This window comes from Arthrobacter sp. T572, assembly GCF_056780115.1.
The window spans coordinates 1,682,880-1,703,084 of sequence record NZ_JBRAZQ010000002.1 but is presented as its reverse complement, the minus strand read 5'-3'; the positions used below and the strand labels follow the sequence as shown (position 1 = coordinate 1,703,084).

21 protein-coding genes are annotated in these 20,205 nt (G+C 64.1%); 4 read left to right on the top strand and 17 right to left on the bottom strand.

The features are described 5' to 3' along the window. Positions 1-1,026, bottom strand: a complete 1,026-nt coding sequence (gene infC / locus ACUYMZ_RS09105; RefSeq protein WP_481602823.1) for a translation initiation factor IF-3 — start codon at positions 1,024-1,026, stop codon at positions 1-3. 384 nt (positions 1,027-1,410) lie between these two features. Between infC and ACUYMZ_RS09100 the strand changes: the two genes are divergently transcribed. After that, positions 1,411-1,803, top strand: coding sequence for a DUF1844 domain-containing protein (locus tag ACUYMZ_RS09100; protein ID WP_426006877.1), 393 nt, complete (start codon positions 1,411-1,413; stop codon positions 1,801-1,803). A gap of 143 nt (positions 1,804-1,946) precedes the next feature. Here ACUYMZ_RS09100 and ACUYMZ_RS09095 read toward each other — a convergent pair whose 3' ends face one another. The 8 genes from ACUYMZ_RS09095 to ACUYMZ_RS09060 form a co-directional block, all read right to left on the bottom strand. Then, the gene (locus ACUYMZ_RS09095; RefSeq protein ID WP_442424150.1) at positions 1,947-3,251 is read right to left on the bottom strand and encodes an MFS transporter; all 1,305 of its coding nucleotides are present in this window, start codon (positions 3,249-3,251) and stop codon (positions 1,947-1,949) included. A 54-nt stretch (positions 3,252-3,305) separates the two neighbouring features. Beyond that, positions 3,306-4,202 carry an SseB family protein gene (locus tag ACUYMZ_RS09090; RefSeq protein WP_481602819.1) on the bottom strand — a complete coding sequence of 299 codons (897 nt, stop codon included), beginning with the start codon at positions 4,200-4,202 and terminating at the stop codon, positions 3,306-3,308. Next, the gene (gene priA, locus ACUYMZ_RS09085) at positions 4,202-4,945 is read right to left on the bottom strand and encodes a bifunctional 1-(5-phosphoribosyl)-5-((5-phosphoribosylamino)methylideneamino)imidazole-4-carboxamide isomerase/phosphoribosylanthranilate isomerase PriA (protein ID WP_426006873.1); all 744 of its coding nucleotides are present in this window, start codon (positions 4,943-4,945) and stop codon (positions 4,202-4,204) included. The genes ACUYMZ_RS09090 and priA overlap by 1 nt, the downstream gene beginning before the upstream one ends. A 34-nt stretch (positions 4,946-4,979) precedes the next feature. Further along, positions 4,980-5,120: a hypothetical protein gene (locus ACUYMZ_RS09080; protein WP_426007642.1), complete on the bottom strand. Its 141-nt coding sequence runs from the start codon at positions 5,118-5,120 to the stop codon at positions 4,980-4,982. Positions 5,121-5,139: 19 nt separating this feature from the next. Next, the gene (gene hisH, locus ACUYMZ_RS09075) at positions 5,140-5,892 is read right to left on the bottom strand and encodes an imidazole glycerol phosphate synthase subunit HisH (RefSeq protein ID WP_481602817.1); all 753 of its coding nucleotides are present in this window, start codon (positions 5,890-5,892) and stop codon (positions 5,140-5,142) included. After that, positions 5,889-6,515 (bottom strand): imidazoleglycerol-phosphate dehydratase HisB, encoded by a 627-nt coding sequence (gene hisB, locus ACUYMZ_RS09070; protein ID WP_089594411.1) that lies wholly within the window; start codon positions 6,513-6,515, stop codon positions 5,889-5,891. Before hisB ends, hisH begins: the two co-directional genes overlap by 4 nt. A 68-nt stretch (positions 6,516-6,583) precedes the next feature. Then, a complete protein-coding gene (locus tag ACUYMZ_RS09065) occupies positions 6,584-7,681 on the bottom strand; it encodes a histidinol-phosphate transaminase (RefSeq protein ID WP_481602816.1) in 1,098 nt (365 codons plus the stop codon). Positions 7,682-7,738: 57 nt separating this feature from the next. Continuing rightward, entirely contained in the window at positions 7,739-8,098 is a 360-nt protein-coding gene (locus ACUYMZ_RS09060; RefSeq protein WP_481602815.1) for a LysM peptidoglycan-binding domain-containing protein, read from the bottom strand. Positions 8,099-8,448: 350 nt separating this feature from the next. Here ACUYMZ_RS09060 and lexA point away from each other — a divergent pair, with 350 nt between their 5' ends. Beyond that, positions 8,449-9,195, top strand: a complete 747-nt coding sequence (lexA, locus tag ACUYMZ_RS09055; RefSeq protein ID WP_426007512.1) for a transcriptional repressor LexA — start codon at positions 8,449-8,451, stop codon at positions 9,193-9,195. Between the two features lie 51 nt (positions 9,196-9,246). Here lexA and ACUYMZ_RS09050 read toward each other — a convergent pair whose 3' ends face one another. Next, on the bottom strand, positions 9,247-11,310 hold the full coding sequence (locus ACUYMZ_RS09050) for an ATP-dependent DNA helicase (RefSeq protein WP_481602814.1): 2,064 nt from the start codon (positions 11,308-11,310) through the stop codon (positions 9,247-9,249). Continuing rightward, positions 11,303-12,865 (bottom strand): GTPase HflX, encoded by a 1,563-nt coding sequence (gene hflX / locus ACUYMZ_RS09045; protein WP_426006864.1) that lies wholly within the window; start codon positions 12,863-12,865, stop codon positions 11,303-11,305. Before hflX ends, ACUYMZ_RS09050 begins: the two co-directional genes overlap by 8 nt. Positions 12,866-13,431: 566 nt before the next feature. Here hflX and ACUYMZ_RS09040 point away from each other — a divergent pair. Beyond that, positions 13,432-14,046 (top strand): class I SAM-dependent methyltransferase, encoded by a 615-nt coding sequence (locus tag ACUYMZ_RS09040; protein WP_481602813.1) that lies wholly within the window; start codon positions 13,432-13,434, stop codon positions 14,044-14,046. Here the strand turns inward: ACUYMZ_RS09040 and dapF are convergent. The 6 genes from dapF to ACUYMZ_RS09010 all read right to left on the bottom strand — a co-directional run bounded on the left by dapF (position 14,027) and on the right by ACUYMZ_RS09010 (position 19,613). Continuing rightward, complete coding sequence (gene dapF, locus ACUYMZ_RS09035) at positions 14,027-14,995, bottom strand: diaminopimelate epimerase (protein WP_481602812.1); 969 nt, start codon at positions 14,993-14,995, stop codon at positions 14,027-14,029. The two genes, ACUYMZ_RS09040 and dapF, sit on opposite strands and share 20 nt — an antisense overlap. 37 nt (positions 14,996-15,032) lie before the next feature. Then, positions 15,033-15,956 carry a tRNA (adenosine(37)-N6)-dimethylallyltransferase MiaA gene (gene miaA / locus ACUYMZ_RS09030; RefSeq protein WP_481602811.1) on the bottom strand — a complete coding sequence of 308 codons (924 nt, stop codon included), beginning with the start codon at positions 15,954-15,956 and terminating at the stop codon, positions 15,033-15,035. Between the two features lie 19 nt (positions 15,957-15,975). Further along, on the bottom strand, positions 15,976-17,511 hold the full coding sequence (gene miaB, locus ACUYMZ_RS09025) for a tRNA (N6-isopentenyl adenosine(37)-C2)-methylthiotransferase MiaB (RefSeq protein ID WP_481602810.1): 1,536 nt from the start codon (positions 17,509-17,511) through the stop codon (positions 15,976-15,978). Beyond that, complete coding sequence (locus ACUYMZ_RS09020) at positions 17,511-18,053, bottom strand: regulatory protein RecX (protein ID WP_481602809.1); 543 nt, start codon at positions 18,051-18,053, stop codon at positions 17,511-17,513. The genes miaB and ACUYMZ_RS09020 overlap by 1 nt, the downstream gene beginning before the upstream one ends. Further along, a complete protein-coding gene (gene recA / locus ACUYMZ_RS09015; RefSeq protein ID WP_426006852.1) occupies positions 18,043-19,083 on the bottom strand; it encodes a recombinase RecA in 1,041 nt (346 codons plus the stop codon). Before recA ends, ACUYMZ_RS09020 begins: the two co-directional genes overlap by 11 nt. 305 nt (positions 19,084-19,388) lie before the next feature. Continuing rightward, positions 19,389-19,613: a DUF3046 domain-containing protein gene (locus tag ACUYMZ_RS09010; protein ID WP_426006850.1), complete on the bottom strand. Its 225-nt coding sequence runs from the start codon at positions 19,611-19,613 to the stop codon at positions 19,389-19,391. Positions 19,614-19,655: 42 nt separating this feature from the next. Here ACUYMZ_RS09010 and ACUYMZ_RS09005 point away from each other — a divergent pair, with 42 nt between their 5' ends. Then, on the top strand, positions 19,656-20,201 hold the full coding sequence (locus tag ACUYMZ_RS09005) for a MarR family winged helix-turn-helix transcriptional regulator (protein WP_481602808.1): 546 nt from the start codon (positions 19,656-19,658) through the stop codon (positions 20,199-20,201). The last annotated feature ends 4 nt before the right edge of the window (positions 20,202-20,205 follow it).

Here is a 20,205-nt window from a genome sequence, read left to right as displayed (position 1 = left end):
CTAGTTGGTCTTGCGTGAAGCAGGCTTCGGCGTGGCCTTGGGCGCTGCCGGCCGTGCACCCGGCTTGGGTGCTGCAGGCTTTGCCACTGGCTTCGGAGCCGAAGGAACAGCCGGCTTCGGTACGGCAGGAACTGCGGGCTTGGGAGCCTGCGCTGCCGGAGCTGCCTCCGCGGCTGCCGGCGCCACAGCTTCAGCCTTGGATTCCTCGGCCACGGCCCTGGTTTCCTCAACCGGAGCCGGTGCGGCCTCGGCCTGGGTTTCCTCAACCGGAGCCGGTGCGGCTGCGGCCACAGGAGCCTCTGCCTCAGGAGCCTGGGCTTCCTGGGCCGGCGCTTCAACGGCGACGGATGCCTGGGCGTCCTCGGCCACGGGGGCAGCGGTGTCCTGGTCAGGCTCCCCGGCGGAACCCACCAGCCCTGCCGGAAGAAGGTCGCCAAGGGTCTGCGTCATCGGTCCCTGGTCGCCCGAGGTGTCCACCCGCGCGGCGGCCTTGGCCTCGTTCTGTGCCTTGGCTTCGGCGCGCTGTGCTGCGCGGCGGGCCTCAGCCTTGGCTTCGGCCTTGTTCTTGAGCGGACCAATCACCATGACCATGTTGCGGCCATCGATACGCGGGCTCGACTCGACAACGCCAACCTCGGCAACATCTTCGGCGAAGCGCTGCAACAGGCGGATGCCCATTTCGGGGCGCTGCTGCTCACGGCCACGGAACTGGATCATGGCCTTGACCTTGTCACCGGCGCCGAGGAAGCGCAGTGCGTGCCCCCGCTTGGTTTCGTAGTCGTGCTTGTCGATCTTCAGGCGGAAACGGATTTCCTTGAGAACCGTGTTGGTCTGGTTCTTCCGGGCTTCCCGGGCCTTGACCGCTGCCTCGTACTTGTACTTGCCAAAGTCCATCAACTTGCACACAGGGGGCTTGGCCTGCGGGGCAACTTCAACGAGATCGAGATCGGATTCGGCAGCAAGACGCAGGGCGTCTTCGATGCGGACAATTCCTACCTGTTCGCCGGCAGGGCCGACCAGCCGCACCTCGGGGACGCGGATACGCTCATTGATTCTTGGCTCGCTAATGTTAAAGCTCCTGTGGTTGTGGTGAGTTCACCGGCAAATAGAGAAGGCCTCCAATTGCAGGTGCAATCGAAGGCCTCAAAGATCGGTTCAGCGGGCCCTGAAACCAGGGCCTGCCCACACCCGCACGGCAACCGCCCTGCTTGTGTCCGACCAAGTACCCGGCAACCTCTTGTCCCGGTTGGGATCTGTCCCGGAGGGAGCGGCTGACGCGGGTGGGAGAGAACTCCGCTTGCAAACTGAAAATCAATTCTACAGAAATAACCCGCCCAGTGCACATTGCACGCGGCGGGACCATTCATGCTGAATAACGACTTCCAGTCGGTCTGTGTCAAGCTTACCAGTATGAGCACTGAAGACAGCAATTCCCGCAACTCCTACAGCGATGACGCTCCCGCCGGTTCCGGAGTTTCCCAGCAGATCCGCGACATCGCAGAAGTCCCCGCCGTAGAGGTCATCACCACCGGCGCCGTGCACCTCATGAGCGCTGCGGCAGTGAAGGTGGGACTTGCCGACGACCCCAACGCGGACGATCTGAAGGATCTCGACGAAGCCCGCAAGCTCATCACCGCCCTGGCTGGACTGGTCACGGCTGCCGCTCCGGAAATCGGCTCGCAGCACGCCGGTCCCTTGCGGGACGGGCTGCGGTCCCTCCAGTTGGCCTTCCGCGAAGCTTCCCTGATTCCGGACGCTCCCGGGAAGGGCCCGGGCGAAAAGTTCACCGGGCCGGTCAACTGACCTCCCCCACGAGCCTGCAATAGCCAAACGGCGGGCCGAACCCACAAGGTTCGGCCCGCCGTCGTGGTTTATCGCCTGGTTGTGGCCACCAGCCGGCTGAAGCCCCAACGGTGCGGCCATACCGCCGCCCGGGGATGCCGCGATCAGACCCGGGCGGACCGACGCCGCAGCGACATCAGGACCAGTCCCGCACAGCAGAGCACAACCCCGGCCGAGCCCACGGCAGCGAAACCGCCCCAAGGACCCACGGAGTCGATGAAGACACCGGCCAGGGGCGAACCCAAGGCCACTCCGGCAGTCAGTGCGGAGCCATACCAGCCCATGGCCTCGCCACGGCGTTCCTCATCCACGAGGTCCGCGACCTTCTCCGATGACGCCGACAGGACCGGAGCGCACAATAAACCGGGCAGGATGGACAGCAGTGCGAGCGACCAGGTGTCCTGGGCAAAACCCATGGGAATGGTCAGGGCGGCCATGCCGAGGAGGAGCAGCATGGGCGAAACCTGCCGCTTCATGCCGCCATAGATCAAACCGCCCACCACCGATGCCGCGCACCAGAAGAAGAACACAATGCCGATCTGGTTCTCGTGGCCACCGCGTTCAAGCAGCCCCACAATGCTCACATCCGAGCCGCTCAGCACCATGCCCGCACCGGCAGCCACGGCGAACAGCGCAGCTACGGAGACCGTGAACCACGTGAAGTTCCGTGCGACCCTGTGGCGCAGGGCCGCCGTCCGCGAGGCGGCGGGAGCCATCTCCGACGCCGCCTCCTGCACGTGGCCAGGCGCCGAGGCCACCATCGCGGCTTCAGCTGCGGCGAGGTCGTCCGCGGCACGTTCCGCGGACTCCTCCGGCGTGCAGGCGTCCTCGCTCCTGGTCGGCGGGTTGAACCACATCAGGAACAAGCCGGCCACCGACACGGAGATTCCCACAGCGGTCAGGCCGAGCGCCGAAAAGCCGCTGGTGGCCACCACCGCGCCAATCGCCGGGCCAATCATGAAGACGAGTTCGGTGGCGATGGAATCGAGTGCGTACGCGGACCGGCGCTGCTCGCCATCCACCATGACGCCAAGCGACTGCCGGACGACGCTGAAAATGGGCAAGGTGAACAGCCCGCCCACAAAGACCAGGGGCAGCAGCCAGGAATATGACACATGCGGAACGATGGACCAGATGACCGTCTCCGACACGACGGAAGGTATCAACGCTTTCCTGAGGCCCACCGTATCGACCCGCCGGCCACGCCACGGGGCACCAACGGCAATGCCGATGGTCATGACCGCGGCGGCGGCGCCGGCGGCAGCGTAGCCTTCTCCCAGCGTCATGACGATATGCAGCGTCAGCAGGACACCGGCCGCCGAGTGCGGAATCCGCGCCACCATGCCCACAAGCAGCAACCGCCTCACCGGACGGATGGCCAGCATCTCTTTGTAGAGAGCGAAGTTCACAGCTTCTTTCCTCTTGTTCCCCCGGGGCAGCCCCGGGATGAACGGGTGCTGCCGTTAGTGCAGCCCGGGCTCCTGCGCCGCACGCTGCAGTTTTACTTCAATGGAGTCCACGCCCTCAGCGAAGGCCTCCATGTTTGCCCAGGCCTCGTTGAGGCCGGACACGAGCTGCTGGACGGCGCCGGCGTCCAGCCCGTCTTCGAGGTAGAGCACCACCTGGAGTTCCGGACCCGCACCACCACCGGACACCACCTGTCCATCCGCGGCCCGTGCAGCCACGCCGGCGCCCGGACGCGTTTCCACCCGTCGCACTGCCGGGAAGGCCGTGGCTGCCGAAGCGAGAGCAGACTCCAGTTGATCATCAAGGTATGACGGCGTCCAGTCCCGCTGCTTGGCAAGGGCCCACATCGCCGGGCGCCTTACAACAAACGTGAAGTCCGAGCCCGGATCCAGCACCAGAAGCTGGGCCCCCTCCGAGACCGCTGACAGTGCGGCGCGGGCCGCATAAACAGCCACGGGACGCGCCTCAGCGTGCCAGGCTTCCAGAGCGGCAGCGGAGGTAAACACCGGCATCGCCGTGCGGCCATCGGGCGCCTTCAGTGTGACCAATGCCATATCAGCTTGCTTGTCTGCGTGCAGCCCGTCGACGCCTTCGGCTTCCTGGGCAAGCTGGGCTACCACCGGAACAAAGACCCTGGCGGTGGCCAGCGAAGCAACTACCCCCGCTTCACCGCCGGTACCGTCCAGCAGGGCGCAAACTGCGGCGAGGTAACCCGGATCGGCTGTGCCGTCGTCGTCCTCGAAATTGTGGATCCTGGCGTCCTCGCCCTGCAAGCTGCGACCGGCCCATGGTTGGCCTGCAGAGTCCGTGGCTCCCCCGGCGCCTGCCAAGGCAGCGGCGATGTGTCCAGGCAGCTCCCGCCGGCCCTGGCCTTGGTGCTGTTCGTGCGGCATCAGCGTCGGCCGGCTACATCCAGGGCTTCCGGCAGCGTGAACGCACCGGCGTAAAGGGCTTTGCCCACAATCGCGCCCTCGACACCCAGGGGCACCAGTTCACGGAGGACCCGCAGGTCCTCCAGACTGGAAATTCCACCGGACGCCACAACCGGCTTGCCGGTCCTTTCCACCATCCGGCGCAACAGGTCCACGTTGGGACCTTGCAACGTGCCGTCCTTGGTCACATCCGTCACCACATAGCGTGCACATCCGGCGTCCTCCAGGCGCGCCAGCACCTCCCAGAGGTCGCCGCCCTCCTTGGTCCAGCCGCGGCCCGCAAGGGTGGTTCCCCGGACATCCAGCCCGACGGCGATCTTGTCACCAAAGCGCTCAATGGCGCGCCGGGTCCACTCCGGGTTCTCCAGTGCCGCAGTACCGAGGTTGACGCGCTCAACGCCCAGCTCCAGGGCGCGTTCCAACGACTCGTCATCACGCAGGCCGCCGGACAACTCCACCTTGACGTTGAGCCGGGACACGACCTCGCTGATCAGCCCGGCGTTGTTTCCACGGCCGAACGCAGCATCGAGATCCACCATATGGACCCACTCGGCACCGGCGTTCTGCCAGTTAAGCGCTGCGTCAAGCGGCGTGCCGTAGCTGGTTTCCGATCCGGCCTCGCCCTGGAGGAGCCGGACTGCCTGGCCATCGACGATATCGACGGCGGGCAGGAGTTCCAAGACGTTTTGCTGCGACGTGGTCATGTGTGTCCTAGGAGTCGTTGGGACGCCGGGCCGGTTACTTGCCTGGCAGGGTGAGGAGATAGGCAGCCAGCAGCGACATGGCCGCCAGCACATAGAAGGAGAGGGATACCCACAACGGCTTCTTCTGCTGGTGGAAGGAAATTCCGCCGCCCACCAAAAGGCCTGCAAGACCCATCAAAACAATGGACCACATGTCAGGCAGCGCCGCCCGCGGGAACCGTGGCGGCATCGGAGCCGGGCCTGCGCAGACTGTCGACCCAGTTCCGCAGCAGGCGCGCCCCGGCATCGCCGGATTTTTCCGGGTGGAACTGCGTTGCGCAGAGCGGGCCGTTTTCCACCGCAGCGATAAAGCGTGCACCGTGCTCGGACCACGTCACCTGGGGCGGAGTCATCCGCGGCTGGACGACATCGAAGTTCCAGTCCTGGACGCCGTAGGAGTGGACGAAGTAGAAGCGTTCATTCTCCACGCCGGCAAAGAGCTTGGAGCCTTCCGGGACATCCACGGTGTTCCACCCCATGTGCGGCACCACGGGCGCGGGCAACAACTCGACCTTGCCAGGCCACTCTGCCATGCCCTCCGATTCGGTGCCGTGTTCCACACCGGCTTCGAAGAGCACCTGCAGGCCCACGCAGATCGCCAGGACAGGACGTCCACCAGCCACCCTGCGGCCGATCATCCGGATCCCGTCTACCGCCTTGAGTTCCCGCATGACCGTCTCAAAGGCGCCCACGCCGGGAACCAGGAGTCCGTCCGCGTTCAACACATCTTCAGGCTTGGCGCTAAGGATGACCTCGGCGCCTGCCCGTTCCAGGGCGCGTACGGCTGACCTGACGTTGCCGGAACCGTAGTCCAGCACCGTCACGGTCGGCTTGCCTTCCGGCGACGCCGGCCTCACGGCGGCGGAAGCGTCCGCTACCGCCCCGTCCTTCAGGATCTGGCCGCTCATAATGCCCCCTTGGTGGATGGAATGCCTTCGACGCGCGGATCGGACTCGACAGCCGCCCGGAGCGCCCTGGCGAAGGCCTTGAACTGTGCCTCCACGATGTGGTGCGGGTCCCGGCCGGCAAGGACGTTCATGTGCAGGCAGATGCCGGCGTGCAGGGTAATGGCTTCAAAAACGTGCCGGGTCAGGGAACCCGTGAAGTGTCCACCAATCAAGTGGTACTCCTGGCCTGCGGGCTCACCTCCGTGAACCAGGTAGGGACGGCCGGACACATCCACCACTGCGTGGGCCAAGGCCTCGTCCAAGGGCACAGTCGCCTCACCGAACCTGCGAATGCCGGCCTTGTTGCCCAGCGCAGTGCGAAGCACTTCACCGAACGTGATGGCGACGTCCTCCACCGTGTGGTGCGCGTCGATGTGGGTGTCCCCTGTTGCCTTGACGGTCATGTCGATCAGCGAATGCTTGCACAGAGCCGTGAGCATGTGGTCATAGAAGGGAACCGAGGTGCTGATGTCCGAGACACCCGAACCATCCAGGTTGATTTCGACCAGGACGGAGGACTCACTGGTGGTGCGCTCCATGCGTGCAGTGCGGGCAGCGGACGGCGTAGCGCCGGTTTCGCTCATTGGGACGTCCTTCTACAACAAGTTTCGGGTGGGTTCTGGTAACAAGTTTAGTTGGCCGGCGGGCCGGCTCAGGCCAGCAGTGCTTCCAGCGCTTCCAGGAAGGCTGTGGTTTCCTTCTCGGTTCCCGCCGTAACGCGCAGGTGCCCCGGGATGCCGACATCACGAATGAGCACACCGGCATCCAGCAAGCCCTGCCAGATGGCATGCGGGTTTTCCAGGCCGCCGAAGAAGACATAGTTGGAGTCCGACGCGGCCGGCTTCAAGCCCAGGCGAAGGAGTTCCGTGACAATCCGGTCGCGCTGGACTTTGATGTCCTCCACATCAGCCATGAGGGCTTCCCGGTGGTGCAGAGCGGCCAGGGCCGTGGCCTGGGTGACAGCCGACAGGTGGTACGGCAGGCGTACCAGTCGAATGGCATCCGTTACCTCGGGAGCGGCTGCCATGTAGCCGATGCGGGCACCGGCCAGGGCGAAAGCCTTGCTCATGGTCCTGGAGACAATGAGGCGCTCCCGGCCCGGCAGCAGCGTCAGTGCGCTGGGCGTGTTGTCATGGGCGAACTCGTGATAGGCCTCGTCCACGATCACGATTGCCTGGCTGGCCTCACCGGCCTCGTAAACCGCCTCCACGACATCCAGGCCAAGGCCGGTGCCCGTGGGATTGTTCGGGGAACACAGGAACACGATGTTGGCTTCGGTCTCGAGCACCTGGCGGGCCGCAGAAGCGGCATCCAACCCATAGTTCTCTCCCCGGACACCGCTGACGTACTCGGTGTCCGTGCCGCTGGCCAGGAGGGGGTACATGGAATAGGTGGGCGGGAAGCTCAGTGCTTTGCGTCCCGGGCCGCCGAAAGCCTGCAGGATCTGCTGAAGGACCTCATTGGATCCGTTGGCCGCCCAGATGTTGTCAGCAGACAGGCCGTGCCCGAGGTACTCGGCCAAGGCTACCCGAAGCTCGGTGAACTCACGGTCCGGGTATCGGTTGAGGCTGGTCGCAGCCGCGGCGACGGCCTCGGTGATGGCTGCCTGCACGTCGGCTGGGACGCCATGGGTGTTCTCGTTGACGTTGAGCAGGACGGGGACGTCAAGCTGCGGTGCGCCGTAGGGGCTCAGTCCACGCAGGTTGGTCCGGAGGGGAAGGCGGTCAAGTCGCTCAAGCTGGTCACTCACCACCACAGTTTAAGGGGCCGCGGCGACCCGCCGGTAACTGTGACAGCTGGAAGCACCTCAGCCGGCGGGAACGAAGAGCTGCTGGCCCGGCTGGATGCGGCCGCCCGGGAGGTCGTTGAGCTGGATGATCTCTGCGATGACATCCCGCGGATCGCGGTCCGGGGCGGCGGCCCCGGCAATACCCCAGAGGGATTGGCCGGGCTGGACTGTCACGGAGACAGCCACGGGCGGCTGGAGCTGGGATGGGGAATCCGATGCCTTGGCCGGAGAGGTAATGAAACCGGCCAGGCTCAGGAGGGCTGCTGCCAACAGCATGGCCGGGATTCCGAAGAAGACAATCCTGCCGCGCCGGGTCAGCCGGATACGGGCCGGAACGGGGGTACTGCGGAAATCACTGAACGCGGTGACTGCGTACATGAGCTGAGCCCTTCTAAGCGATTGCCTGGGCCGGAAACCGGACAGGCTGCCAATTCTTGTGCCCCCCCCCGGCCCGAACCGATGTTCGAACGCAGTGTCCGGACATTCCATGCGAGCCAAGGATTTATAGAACACATATTCGAACCTTGCTATGACATTTTTAGCACTTATCAACGAACGATGTCGAGACTCGCTAGAACAAATGTTTGATAAACGCATGCGCCTGACCTACGTTTGACTGAAGGAACAAGCACTGTTCCAGTGGAACAGGAGGGTCTGACATTTTTCGGACCCCCATCCCCGGACACCTCCTTGTGGAGGCCGGGCGGAGCGGAAGGGCAATGGCGTACATGGCATCCAAGGCCAACGGCGGCGGGGCACCCCTGCGGAGCCAACAGCCCCAGAAAAGTCCCAAAAGCCTGACCGTCCGTCAGAAGAAGATCCTGGAAACCATCCAGCGGTCAGTCAATGACAACGGGTACCCGCCCAGCATGCGTGAGATCGGCGACACTGTCGGCCTGGCAAGCCTGTCCAGCGTCACGCACCAACTGTCCCAGCTGGAGAAACTCGGGTACCTTCGCCGGGACCCCAAGCGTCCAAGGGCAATGGAAGTCCTGATGCCCCTGACGCTTGACAGTGGCGCCGCGATCCCGGGCGTGGAAGCACCCGCAACCCTCCGCACCACCGGCGGGCTGGCCGTCACGGAACTCGCCAGCGCGAGCGACACCGCCATGGTTCCGTTGGTGGGCCGGATTGCTGCCGGCGGTCCGATCCTCGCTGACCAGACCGTAGAGGACGTCCTCGCACTTCCCCGGCAGCTGGTAGGCCACGGCGAGCTGTTCATGCTCAAGGTCGCCGGCGACTCCATGATCGATGCCGCGATCTGCGACGGCGACTGGGTAGTGGTGCGGCGCCAGAACGACGCCGTCAACGGAGACATCGTGGCGGCGCTGCTGGACGACGAAGCTACCGTGAAGACCTTCAGGCAACGCGACGGCCACACATGGCTGCTGCCGCAAAACACCCAGTACGAACCCATCCTTGGTGACCAGGCCACCATCATGGGCAAGGTCGTTTCAGTTCTCCGCTCGCTCTAGCTTCGGCGCTGCGCCCGCTGTGGCTTCCAGGCTGTTCCCGCTCCTGGAGCGTCAGCCCGTGGAGGCACTAAGCCTGCGCAGAACGCCCTGGACCACCTTGCTGTCCGTCGTCGCCCAGAACGGCGGGAGGGCAGCACGCAGGAACGCCCCATAGCGCTCCGTGGAAAGCCGCGGGTCCAGGACCGCGACGACCCCCTTGTCCCCTGTGGAACGGATCAGCCGACCGGCGCCCTGCGCCAAACGAACCGCGGCATGCGTGGCCGAGACGGCCATGAAGCCATTGCCGCCGGACTGTGCCACAGCCCGCGACCTTGCCGTCATCAGAGGATCGTCCGGACGGGGGAAAGGTATCCGGTCAATGACCACGAGCCGGCACGAGCCGCCGGGCACGTCTACCCCTTGCCACAGGGACATGGTCCCAAAAAGGCAGGTATCCGGTTCGTCGGCGAACTGCTTCACCAGCGCGGCCATGGTGGATTCACCCTGGCAGAGAATGGTGTCATCGAGTCGCAGGCGCATGGCGTCAGCTGCTTCCTCTGCCGCCCGCCGTGAAGAGAACAGGCACAGTGCTCCGCCGCCGGATGCCCGGATCAGGTCTTCCAGCTCATCGAGCGCTTCCGGGGACGTTCCGCGCCCGGGCTTGGGCAGGTGCTGCGCGACGTAGAGCACACCCTGCTTTGGATAGTCGAAAGGCGATCCGACATCCAGGCCTGTCCAGCTTGGCGCCCCGTCGCCCACAAGTCCCAGTCCCCCGGCAGCCGGCTCAAATGCGGATCCGATGGCCAAGGTGGCGGAGGTAAGCACCACGGTGTGGCCTGCGAAAAGCCCTTCCCTAAGCCTTCCTGCCACACTGAGGGGAGCGATGTTGATCAGGGCGGGGGCGGTTTCATCCGGCTGGGAGTAACCCTGCTGCGGATCGAATGTACTGTTCCTGGAGAACCAGACGACTTCGCGGTTTTCCTTCGCAGCGAGCAGCCGCTCTGACAGTTCCAGGATGAGAAGAAGCCGTGACCGCGCGAGCTGCCTGCCGCCGTCGACCGCGTTCTGGCCCGACGAATCCGGCTTGGAGTCCGAGAGCGCGGCACGCGCAGCATCACGCAACTGGTCGATGCAGTCCAGTAGTTCATCGTTCAGGCCGTTCGGCAGCAAGCCGTTGGGAACTCCTGCAATTGCCAGGTCCAGCCTATCGGCCGCGGCGTTGAGGGCATCCACGGTAATCGCCGTGTGCTTCCGGGCACTGGATGCTGCGGCGTGCACCATGGCCACCGACAATTGGCCCGACACAGCACCGGTCACGCGGTCCTGGAGCTCATGGGCTTCATCCACCACCACGACGTCGTACTCGGGAAGGACAGCAAGCCCTTCAAAAGCGCTGACAGCAAGCATCGCATGGTTGGTTACCACGACGTCGGCTTCTGCAGCCCTGGCCCTGGCCTGTTCGCTGAAGCATTCTTCTGCCAGGGGGCATTTCTGCGCTCCCAGGCACTCCATGGACGTGACGGACACCTGCCTCCAGGCCCGGTCCGTGACGCCCGGCATCAATTCGTCCCTGTCACCGGTGGACGTGGTCTCCGCCCACTCCCTCAGACGCACCACTTCCTTGCCCAACTGCGACGACGGCCCACCCACAGACGCTGCGAAGTGCGGGACACTGGTGTCCTCGCCCAGCGAAAAGAGCTGGCCTTCGGAGGGTTCCTCGCTGGGAAAACCACCCTCGAGTTTCTGGAGGCAGACGTAGTTGGCCCTGCCCTTGACCAGCGCCACGTTCACGGGACGGTCCAGGGCAGGGCCAATGGTCTCCAGGAGCCGGGGAAGATCCCGGCCAACAATCTGTGTCTGCAGGGCCAAGGTGGCGGTGGACACGAGCGTGGGTTTGTTGCTGTCCATGGAATGCGCGATCAACGGAATCAGGTACGCCAGTGACTTGCCCGTACCCGTCCCCGCCTGCACCAACAGATGTTCCCCGGACTCGATGGCACGGGTCACGTGCTTGGCCATTTCATGCTGCCCGGTACGGCTTTGGCCGCCCATCCCGGCAACAGCCTTTTCCAGCAACCCGAGGGTGAACTTCTCCCCCGGCGACTCGACGGCGTCCGCCGCCACCTTTTCAACCATTGGTGACGAATGACTCCAGTTCAGCGGCCAACCCTTCACGGACCATGGCCACCACGCGCGTGCCGTCTTCCTGGTGCTCAAGGCTCAGGATTTCCGCGTCCGAAGAGTGGAGCTTGCTGATCAGCTCGCCGCGGTTGTAGGGAATGAGCACGTCCAGCCGGACACCGGGCCGCGGGATGGCCTGGCTGATCGTTTCCAGCAGTTCCGCGATGCCCTGCCCTGTGCGGGTGGACACCACGGCATGACGGGGCTCTTTCTGCTTCAGACGCTCCACGACGAAGGGATCGGCGACATCCACCTTGTTAAGGACAATGATCTCCGGCACCTTGCGGGCGTCGACTTCCGTGAACACCGCCCGGACAGCAGCGATCTGCCCTTCCGGGTCCGGATGGGAAGCGTCCACCACATGGAGGATCAGGTCAGCATCGGCAACTTCCTCCAGCGTGGAGCGGAATGCCTCCACCAACTGGGTAGGCAGCGACCGGACGAAGCCCACAGTATCGGCCAGCGTGTAGCCGATTCCGTCGGGCGTCTGCGCCCTGCGGACCGTGGGGTCAAGGGTAGCGAACAGGGCGTTCTCCACCAGGACTCCCGCGTCAGTCAGCCGGTTCAGCAGGGACGACTTACCGGCATTGGTGTAGCCGGCAATCGCAACGGACGGAATGGCATGACGACGGCGGTTGGCCCGCTTGGTCTCGCGCGCCGGCTTCATCGCGGCAATCTCCCGACGCAACTTGGCCATCCGCGTACGGATGCGGCGGCGGTCGAGTTCGATCTTGGTTTCACCCGGACCACGTGAACCCATGCCGGCGCCGGCGCCGCCCACCTGGCCACCGGCCTGCCTGGACATCGACTCACCCCAGCCGCGAAGCCGCGGAAGCAGGTATTCCAGCTGTGCCAGTTCCACTTGGGCCTTGCCCTCGCGGCTCTTGGCATGCTGGGCGAAGATATCAAGGATCAGGGTGGTTCGGTCCACGACCTTGACTTTGACGATGTCTTCGAGGCCACGGCGCTGGGACGGGGACAACTCAGTGTCCACCACCACGGTGTCAGCGCCGGTGGCGGCAACAATGTCCTTGAGCTCCTGCGCCTTGCCGGAACCAAGGAACGTACCGGGATCCGGCTTCATACGCCGCTGGACAAGCCCGTCCAGGACCTCGGACCCGGCCGTCTCCGCCAGGGCCGCGAGTTCACGGAGCGAGTTCTCCGCATCGGCCAGCGTTCCTTCGGTCCAGAGACCGGCGAGGACCACCCGTTCCAGGCGGAGTTGGCGGTATTCGACTTCGGTGACGTCTTCGAGTTCCGTGGAAAGGCCGGCAACACGGCGCAGTGCGCGACGTTCGGCCAGGTCTTCCTGCTCTCCGTCGTAGACGCTGTGCTCTTCATCAAGGGTGGAGATGGCCTGGGCCTTGCCGAACACGCCTTTGTCCTGGTTGTCCCCGGATGCCTGCGCGGGGACATCCTTGGAAAGAATCCGGTCGATGACGGCCTGGATCTGTTCAGGACTCATGTCCTGGGCGTCGGAATCGGATCCGGAATGGTTCTGGGTGGTCATGGTCTCCTTAGACTGTTCGGCTATTCCAGAATAATGCTGATTGCGTGCGCGTGGGGCAGTATTCGCGCTGGGCTGACGGGATTGGGCCAAAAGGGCCTCCTGTGATCTGAACAGGCAGCCGGGTTTCCCCGTGCGTGCTGTAACAAGCGGGTGCTTTTCATCAAGCGGGAGTCCGCTGCGGAGGACCATCCCGGCGCCGGGAAAATGCCAACTCTTGGCAGCCTGCCGACGCGGCGACCGATTCCTGAATGGAGCGGTATCCGGGCGATGGCAAGTGCGGAAGAGGTGATCTTTTACTGAGCCCGCGGCACCGTATCCTTGATGGGAAGCGGTGGGCGGATGAGCCGGATGGATCCTGCCTGGCGGAATCGCCGGTGGCTGATGCTGTTCAACGCAGGTGCGGTTGAAGCCAGATCAGCGACGGCGTGCGTCGCGGGCGGTGCCGGTGGGACGGCCGGTTACTCAAAGATCAAGAACATGCATCCAACACTATCATCCGGTGTCAAATTGGCCTTCTGTGCTTGCAGTTTCCCAAGCGGCCCCACGGGCAACTACGCTGGCAAATTATGGAGTCTGCACACTATTTCAGCGCCCAACCGGCCGGTCCCTTTATCCGGAAGCCGCTCACGGTGGAACTGGCCGGAGCGACCCGCCACGTGCACACTTCATCCGGGATCTTCAGCCCAGACGGGATCGACAAAGGAACTGCAATACTGCTCGCAGAGGTTCCCCCGCCCTCCCCGCAGGGCAACCTGCTGGACATTGGGTGCGGGTGGGGCCCGATTGCCCTCACCATGGGGCTGATGGCGCCCTCTGCGCAGGTCCATGCCGTGGACGTCAACGAGAGATGCATCGTTCTGACCAACGAGAATGCGCAGTCGCTGGGCCTGCCGAATGTCAAGGCAAGCCTGCCGCATGAGGTGGATCCCGCCGTCGAGTTCGACACTATCTGGTCCAATCCGCCCATCCGCATCGGGAAAGCCGAACTCCACACCTTGCTGCTCACCTGGCTCCCCCGCCTGGCGCCAGGCGGCAGTGCATGGCTGGTGGTTCAGAAGAACCTTGGCTCAGACTCGCTGCATCGGTGGTTGGCCACGGAACTGGACAACACCTTCAGCGTCAGCCGGGAAAGCACGTCCAAGTCGTTCAGGATCCTCCGGGTCAGGAAAGCGTCCCGGTAGCAACGATCACAGCGGGGCCACTCAGTTCGACGTGTTCCCTGCCGTCTTCACCCGGGAAGAACTTGACTCCCACCACTCCCCCCGGAACGTTCACGTTCCAGGCGTTGGGTGCGGTGCTGCCCGCCCAATGCCGGATGGCGACGGCCGCAGCGCATGCACCTGTTCCACAGGACTGCGTCTCGCCCACGCCACGTTCGTGGACCCGCATGGTGATGGTTCCCACGCCATCGTGGACCAGTGGTTCTGCGGGGACAACGAACTCCACATTGGTCCCGTTGACGGGCTTGGGATCCACCACCGGCGCCTTGTACAGCTGGGTGGAGGTCAACTCGGCCATTTCCGCCAGCGCCACCACCGTGTGCGGATTACCCATGCTCACCGACAGTCCTGGCCTGGCAACCTCAAGTCCCTCGGCGCTGACCAAGGCATCCATGGCTTTGCTGGTGGCTTCGGCAGGGAAGATGAACTCCCAAGGGCCCATGTCCACGGCATAACCGTGGTCGGTCCGTACAATCTTCTTGATGCCTCCGCGGGTTCCTATGGTGAGGACCTGGCCGGGTGCCAGTTCCACCAGGCCCTCCTCAATCAGGAAATGAACGAAGACCCGGACGCCGTTGCCGCACATCTCCGACAGTGACCCGTCTCCGTTGCGGTAGTCCATGAACCACTCGGCGGCAGGATCCTGTGCCAAGAGTTCCCTGCCCTCCGGCAGGAACCTGGACGGAACGGCACGGATGAGCCCGTCGCCACCAATTCCCCGGTGCCTGTCGCACAACTGAGCGACTTGTTCCGGGGTGATCGTGTGGTTGTCAGCGGGATCTGCGATCAGGACGAAATCGTTGCCGGTTCCATGCCCCTTGGAGAATCGCAGGCCGGAGAGCTTGGCTGCGGGCTGGGAAGCAGTTGCAACCGTGGGCTGCTGGGCGGAAACTGCGGCAGATTGATCCATGAACCTAGGCTACCTGCACGGTGTGTACGGCCAGAAATCAGCCGTTCCCTGCCACTGCTGCAGCCTGGACGGCGAGGTCCGGCAGGTTCCAGTCCAACCAGGTAATCCGCGGATCCGCACGGAACCACGTCAGCTGCCGTTTGGCGAACTGCCTCGTAGCCACGATCGTTTCCTCTGCTGCCTGGTCAACGCCGAATGTGCCGTCCAGGACTTTCAGGAACTGCGAATACCCCAACGCGCGCGACGCCGTCTTGCCCTTGCGGAGTCCCGCCCGGTCCAGTCGCTCGACTTCTGCCTGCAATCCGGCATCCACCATGCGATGCACGCGGGTGGCCAACCGGCTGCGAAGCTCGTCCCGTTCCACGGACAGCCCAATCTGGACCGCCGGCTGGAAGTACTCCCGCTGGGGCATGAACGAACTGAACGGCCGGCCGGTGAGTTCGTGGACTTCCAACGCGCGGATGACACGCCGGGCGTCGGTGAGACGTGCAGCAGACACCGGGTCAACGCCCGCCAGCCGGGCCTGGAGGAACGCAAGGCCGTGGATGGTGAGCTGGTCCTCCAATTGCTTCCTCAGCACCGGGTCCGTTCCCGGAAATTCCAGCACGTCAAGGGCAGCGCGGATGTAGAGCCCTGAGCCGCCCACCAAAATCGCCCGTTTTCCCCTGGAATGGATGTCCCGGATGGCCGCGCGGCACTGACCCTGAAAGGCAGCCACGCTGGCTTCCTCCGTGACATCCATGATGTCCAGAAGGTGGTGCGGCACGCCTTCCCGCTCGGCCTCGGTGATCTTGGCCGTGCCGATGTCCATGCCGCGGTAGAACTGAAGCGCATCACCGTTGATGACCTCCCCGCCAAGAGCACGTGCAAGCTGGACTCCCAGGTCTGACTTGCCTGAACCCGTGGGACCAACAATGGCGATTACGGGCGGATGGAGCGGCCGTGGCGTCGGTGGAGTCATGGAGTTTCCCCGCCGCCGCTCAGGCGCGGCGGGCAGGCAGCGACGGCATCCCGAGGGATACGCCCGTCTTCCCGGCACCGGCACCTGGGGCGGGCACCCCACACGTCTCCGCCTGGGCACGGTCCCACGCGTCTCCGGCGCGGGACCTCCGCAGGTGATACTCCGCCGAGCCTGCAGGGTCGGCAATGAGGTGGAAAGCTGCGGCTTCAGTGATGGTCACCGTCACGAAATCACCCGGACGGGGTGTCTCGGCTCCTTCCGGCACCGAAAAATGCACCAGGCGCTGGTCCTTGGACCGGCCCGACAGCCTGTGGGTCTCCCCAGCTTTCCGGCCGGACTGGGCAGTCACCAGAATCTCCACCTCCTGGCCGAGCTGCCTGGCGTTCTCCTCAGCAGCGATGCGGTCCTGAAGGGCCGTCAAGCGTTCGAAACGCTCCTGCACCACGGCCTTGGGCAGCTGGTCCGGAAGGTCGGCTGCCGGGGTTCCGGGACGCTTTGAGTACTGGAAGGTAAACGCCGAGGAGAACCGTGATTTCCCGACGACGTCCAGGGTCGCCTGGAAGTCTTCTTCGGTCTCTCCCGGGAACCCGACGATGATGTCGGTGGTAATGGCAGCGTTGGGGATGCGTTCCCGCACTTTGTCCAGGATGCCGAGGAACCGGCTGGACCGGTACGAGCGGCGCATGTCCTTGAGGACCTTGTCCGAGCCGGACTGCAGCGGCATGTGCAGTTGCGGCATCACGTTGTGCGTTTCCGCCATGGCGTCGATGACGTCGTCCGTGAAGGCAGCAGGGTGGGGGCTGGTGAAGCGAACGCGTTCCAGGCCTTGGATGTCGCCGCAGGCGCGGAGCAGTTTGGAGAATGCCTGGCGGTCGCCGAACTCCACCCCGTAGGAGTTGACGTTCTGGCCCAGGAGCGTGACTTCCACGGCGCCGTCGTCAACGAGGGCCTGGATTTCGGCCAGGATCTCGCCCGGTCGCCTGTCCTTCTCCTTGCCGCGGAGCGAGGGGACGATGCAGAACGTGCAGGTGTTGTTGCATCCCACGGAGATCGAAACCCAACCCGAGTAGACGGAGTCTCGCTTGGTGGGGAGTGTGGAAGGAAAGACATCCAGCGACTCCAGGATTTCCAGCTGGGCCTCGTTGTTGTGCCTCGCGCGGTTAAGCAGCGCCGGGAGGGCACCAACATTGTGCGTGCCAAACACTGCATCGACCCAGGGCGCCTTGCGGACGATCGTGTCCCGGTCCTTCTGTGCCAGGCAACCGCCTACCGCAATCTGCATGCCCGGGTTGGCAGCCTTCACCTGCCTCAGCTGGCCCAGGTTGCCGTAAAGCTTATTGTCCGCGTTTTCACGGACGGCGCAGGTATTGAAGACAACGACGTCGGCCAGCTCACCTTCAGCAGGGATGTAACCGGCTTCTTCCAGCAATCCGGCCATGCGCTCGGAATCGTGGACGTTCATCTGGCAACCGAACGTCCGGACCTGATAGGTACGCGGCCCGGATGAAGGCTGAACGGGTTCTGCTGCTGAAGGGGAAGGAATGGTCAAACTCACTACTCAAGGGTACCGGCTTCCGCCAGCACCTCTCCTACGATCCTGAACGCCATGGAGGGCGCGTATCCCTTGCGGGCCAGCATGGACGCCAACCTGCGCGTTTGCTTGTCCCGTTCTGCCCGGTCAGACAGATCCAGCCCGGGCCGCAGCTTGCGCTCCACCAGGTCCCTGGCGGCCGCTTCCTCGTCCTGGTCGGACACCTGGGCCAATGCGTCTTCTGCGTCCTCCGGCTCAATGCCTTTGTCTGCAAGCTCACGACGGAGTGCCCCTTTGGCCAACTTTTTGGTCTGGGAGCGGCTTCGGACCCACATCCGGGCAAACTCTGCATCATCAATGAGCTGGACTTCTTCGAAGCGGTCAAGGACTGCTTCCGCCACGTGCTCCGGGACATGACGTTCAGCCAGCTTCCGGGACAGCTGCAGCCGGCTGCGCGGCGCCATCGTCAACTGTCTCAGGACGATGGCGCGCGCGATGGACTCCGGGTCGGGCTCAGGATCACCGGCAACGGAGGAGTCCGGGTCCGGCCCACGCCTAGCCGTCAACGGCCTTCAGCTTGGGTGAATCTTCCTCAGGCTTGACGCCGACACCGAGCTTCTCCTTGATGAGGCGCTCAAGTTCCTGGGCGAGCTCCGGGTTATCCCGCAGGAAGCGACGGGAGTTCTCCATGCCCTGGCCCAGTTGATCGCCATCATAGGTGAACCAGGAACCGGACTTCTTGATGATGCCGTGCTCCACACCCATGTCAATGATGCCGCCCTCGCGGGAGATGCCCTGCCCGTAGATGATGTCGAACTCGGCCAGCTTGAAGGGAGGGGCCATCTTGTTCTTGACGATCTTGGCCTTGGTCCGGTTGCCGACGGAGTCAGCACCTTCCTTCAGCGTTTGGATGCGCCGGACGTCGATACGCACTGACGCGTAGAACTTCAAGGCCTTGCCACCGGTAGTTGTTTCCGGTGAACCGAAGAAGACACCGATCTTCTCGCGCAGCTGGTTGATGAAGATGGCCGTGGTCTTGGTTTGGCTCAGCCGGCCGGTGATCTTTCGCAGGGCCTGGCTCATGAGTCGCGCCTGGAGACCGACGTGGGAGTCGCCCATTTCGCCTTCGATTTCGGCGCGTGGGACCAGGGCTGCCACGGAGTCGATGACGATGATATCCAGGGAGCCGGAGCCGACCAGCATGTCCATGATCTCCAGCGCCTGTTCACCCGTATCCGGCTGGGACACCAGGAGCGCGTCCGTGTCCACCCCGAGCTTGGCGGCGTAGTCCGGGTCAAGCGCGTGTTCGGCGTCGATGAAGGCTGCGATGCCTCCATTGCGCTGTGCGTTAGCCACTGCGTGCAGGGCCACCGTGGTTTTACCTGAGGATTCAGGGCCGTAGATTTCCACGACGCGGCCGCGGGGAAGTCCGCCGATGCCCAGGGCGACATCCAAGGCGATGGATCCTGTGGGGATGACCTCGATCGGTGCGCGGGTGTCATCACCCAGCCGCATGATGGAGCCTTTACCGAACTGCTTGTCGATCTGGGCCAGCGCTGCCTCGAGCGCCTTCTCACGATCCGGGGTTGCCGCCATGGTTCACACCTCTGATGCTTTCTCGCTGTGGAGTGGCCTGAACGGCCGCTTTCCTGTCACCTCAGACGCTATTACTGCGCCCTGACATTTTTAGGAGCCGGTGTTGGCTATGTGGATAACAGCGGCCGCCGGATGCCTTGGAATGCGTCGTCCAGGATCAATTTTCCTCTGTGAGGAGCATATCCCCATCCGAACAGATATTCGAACAACGTCACGGCGTGTCACGAAACCGCCGTGCCACGGAACCACCCTGTCCGCAATCCACGATCCCTTTGCCGGAACCAGTGCCGATGTGCCGGCCGTCGCTAGCTGGCGGAGGGCTTGATGTCCCTCCCGAGCCGACGCTCCGGAGGAACGTCCTGGACATCACAAAGTGCCAGCCAAACATCCCTGGGATCGAAACCGGCGGCGAGGGCATCCACCGCGGTCCGGCCGCCAACGCCCGCCAGCACCAGGGACGATGCAAGGACACGCGAGTATCCGGCACCGAATTCATCGTCCATCAAACGCCAAAAGTCACTTGCCCTCACGGATAGAGTCTCTCATGCCCTGCGGACTCTAGAATGGTTGCCATGAGCAATCCCCACCAGAGCACGCAGGCGCCCGGCGTGCCGGGCGACGACGTTGATGACGCCCTCCAGCAGGTGGAACACCAGCTGAGCCTGCTCTGGCGCCGCGCGCGCTCGATCTCCCACCAGCTGTCCCGGCAGGTACACCCGGACATGGAACCGGCCGCCTATGGACTGCTGACCATCATCCGCAGGGAAGGTCCCATCCGCCTGACCGACCTTGCCTCTTGTATCGGTGTCGGCAAGCCTTCCGTCAGCCGCCAGATCGCTTTCCTCGAGAGCATCGGACTGGTCTACAAGGAGGCAGACCCCCAGGACGGGAGGGCACAGTCGATCCGCCTGACGGAAAAGGGCGAGGAAAAGATGCATCAGGTCCAGGACGCACGCCGACAGGTTTTCAGGGAACGGCTGGGCGAGTGGCCGCTGGAAGACGTCCAGGCCCTGGCGGAGTACATGGGGCGCCTGAACGCCGTCTATGGTGACGGCCTGATGAAGGACGCACCCTTCAAGGAGAACGAGGCTGCCAATCCCGGGGACACTGCAGCCTGACCCG

Bases quoted from the DNA above. Each gene is read 5' to 3' on its own strand.
- hflX (WP_426006864.1), bottom strand. From the start codon at position 12,865: ATGACCACCCAGAACCATTCCGGATCCGATTCCGACGCCCAGGACATG.
- dapF (WP_481602812.1), bottom strand. From the start codon at position 14,995: ATGGATCAATCTGCCGCAGTTTCCGCCCAGCAGCCCACGGTTGCAACT.
- ACUYMZ_RS09040 (WP_481602813.1), top strand. From the start codon at position 13,432: ATGGAGTCTGCACACTATTTCAGCGCCCAACCGGCCGGTCCCTTTATC.
- ACUYMZ_RS09060 (WP_481602815.1), bottom strand. From the start codon at position 8,098: ATGTACGCAGTCACCGCGTTCAGTGATTTCCGCAGTACCCCCGTTCCG.
- lexA (WP_426007512.1), top strand. From the start codon at position 8,449: ATGGCATCCAAGGCCAACGGCGGCGGGGCACCCCTGCGGAGCCAACAG.
- ACUYMZ_RS09100 (WP_426006877.1), top strand. From the start codon at position 1,411: ATGAGCACTGAAGACAGCAATTCCCGCAACTCCTACAGCGATGACGCT.
- recA (WP_426006852.1), bottom strand. From the start codon at position 19,083: ATGGCGGCAACCCCGGATCGTGAGAAGGCGCTCGAGGCAGCGCTGGCC.
- hisB (WP_089594411.1), bottom strand. From the start codon at position 6,515: ATGAGCGAAACCGGCGCTACGCCGTCCGCTGCCCGCACTGCACGCATG.
- ACUYMZ_RS09005 (WP_481602808.1), top strand. From the start codon at position 19,656: ATGAGCAATCCCCACCAGAGCACGCAGGCGCCCGGCGTGCCGGGCGAC.
- miaA (WP_481602811.1), bottom strand. From the start codon at position 15,956: ATGACTCCACCGACGCCACGGCCGCTCCATCCGCCCGTAATCGCCATT.
- ACUYMZ_RS09080 (WP_426007642.1), bottom strand. From the start codon at position 5,120: ATGGGTCTTGCAGGCCTTTTGGTGGGCGGCGGAATTTCCTTCCACCAG.
- ACUYMZ_RS09090 (WP_481602819.1), bottom strand. From the start codon at position 4,202: ATGCCGCACGAACAGCACCAAGGCCAGGGCCGGCGGGAGCTGCCTGGA.
- hisH (WP_481602817.1), bottom strand. From the start codon at position 5,892: ATGAGCGGCCAGATCCTGAAGGACGGGGCGGTAGCGGACGCTTCCGCC.
- priA (WP_426006873.1), bottom strand. From the start codon at position 4,945: ATGACCACGTCGCAGCAAAACGTCTTGGAACTCCTGCCCGCCGTCGAT.
- ACUYMZ_RS09050 (WP_481602814.1), bottom strand. From the start codon at position 11,310: ATGGTTGAAAAGGTGGCGGCGGACGCCGTCGAGTCGCCGGGGGAGAAG.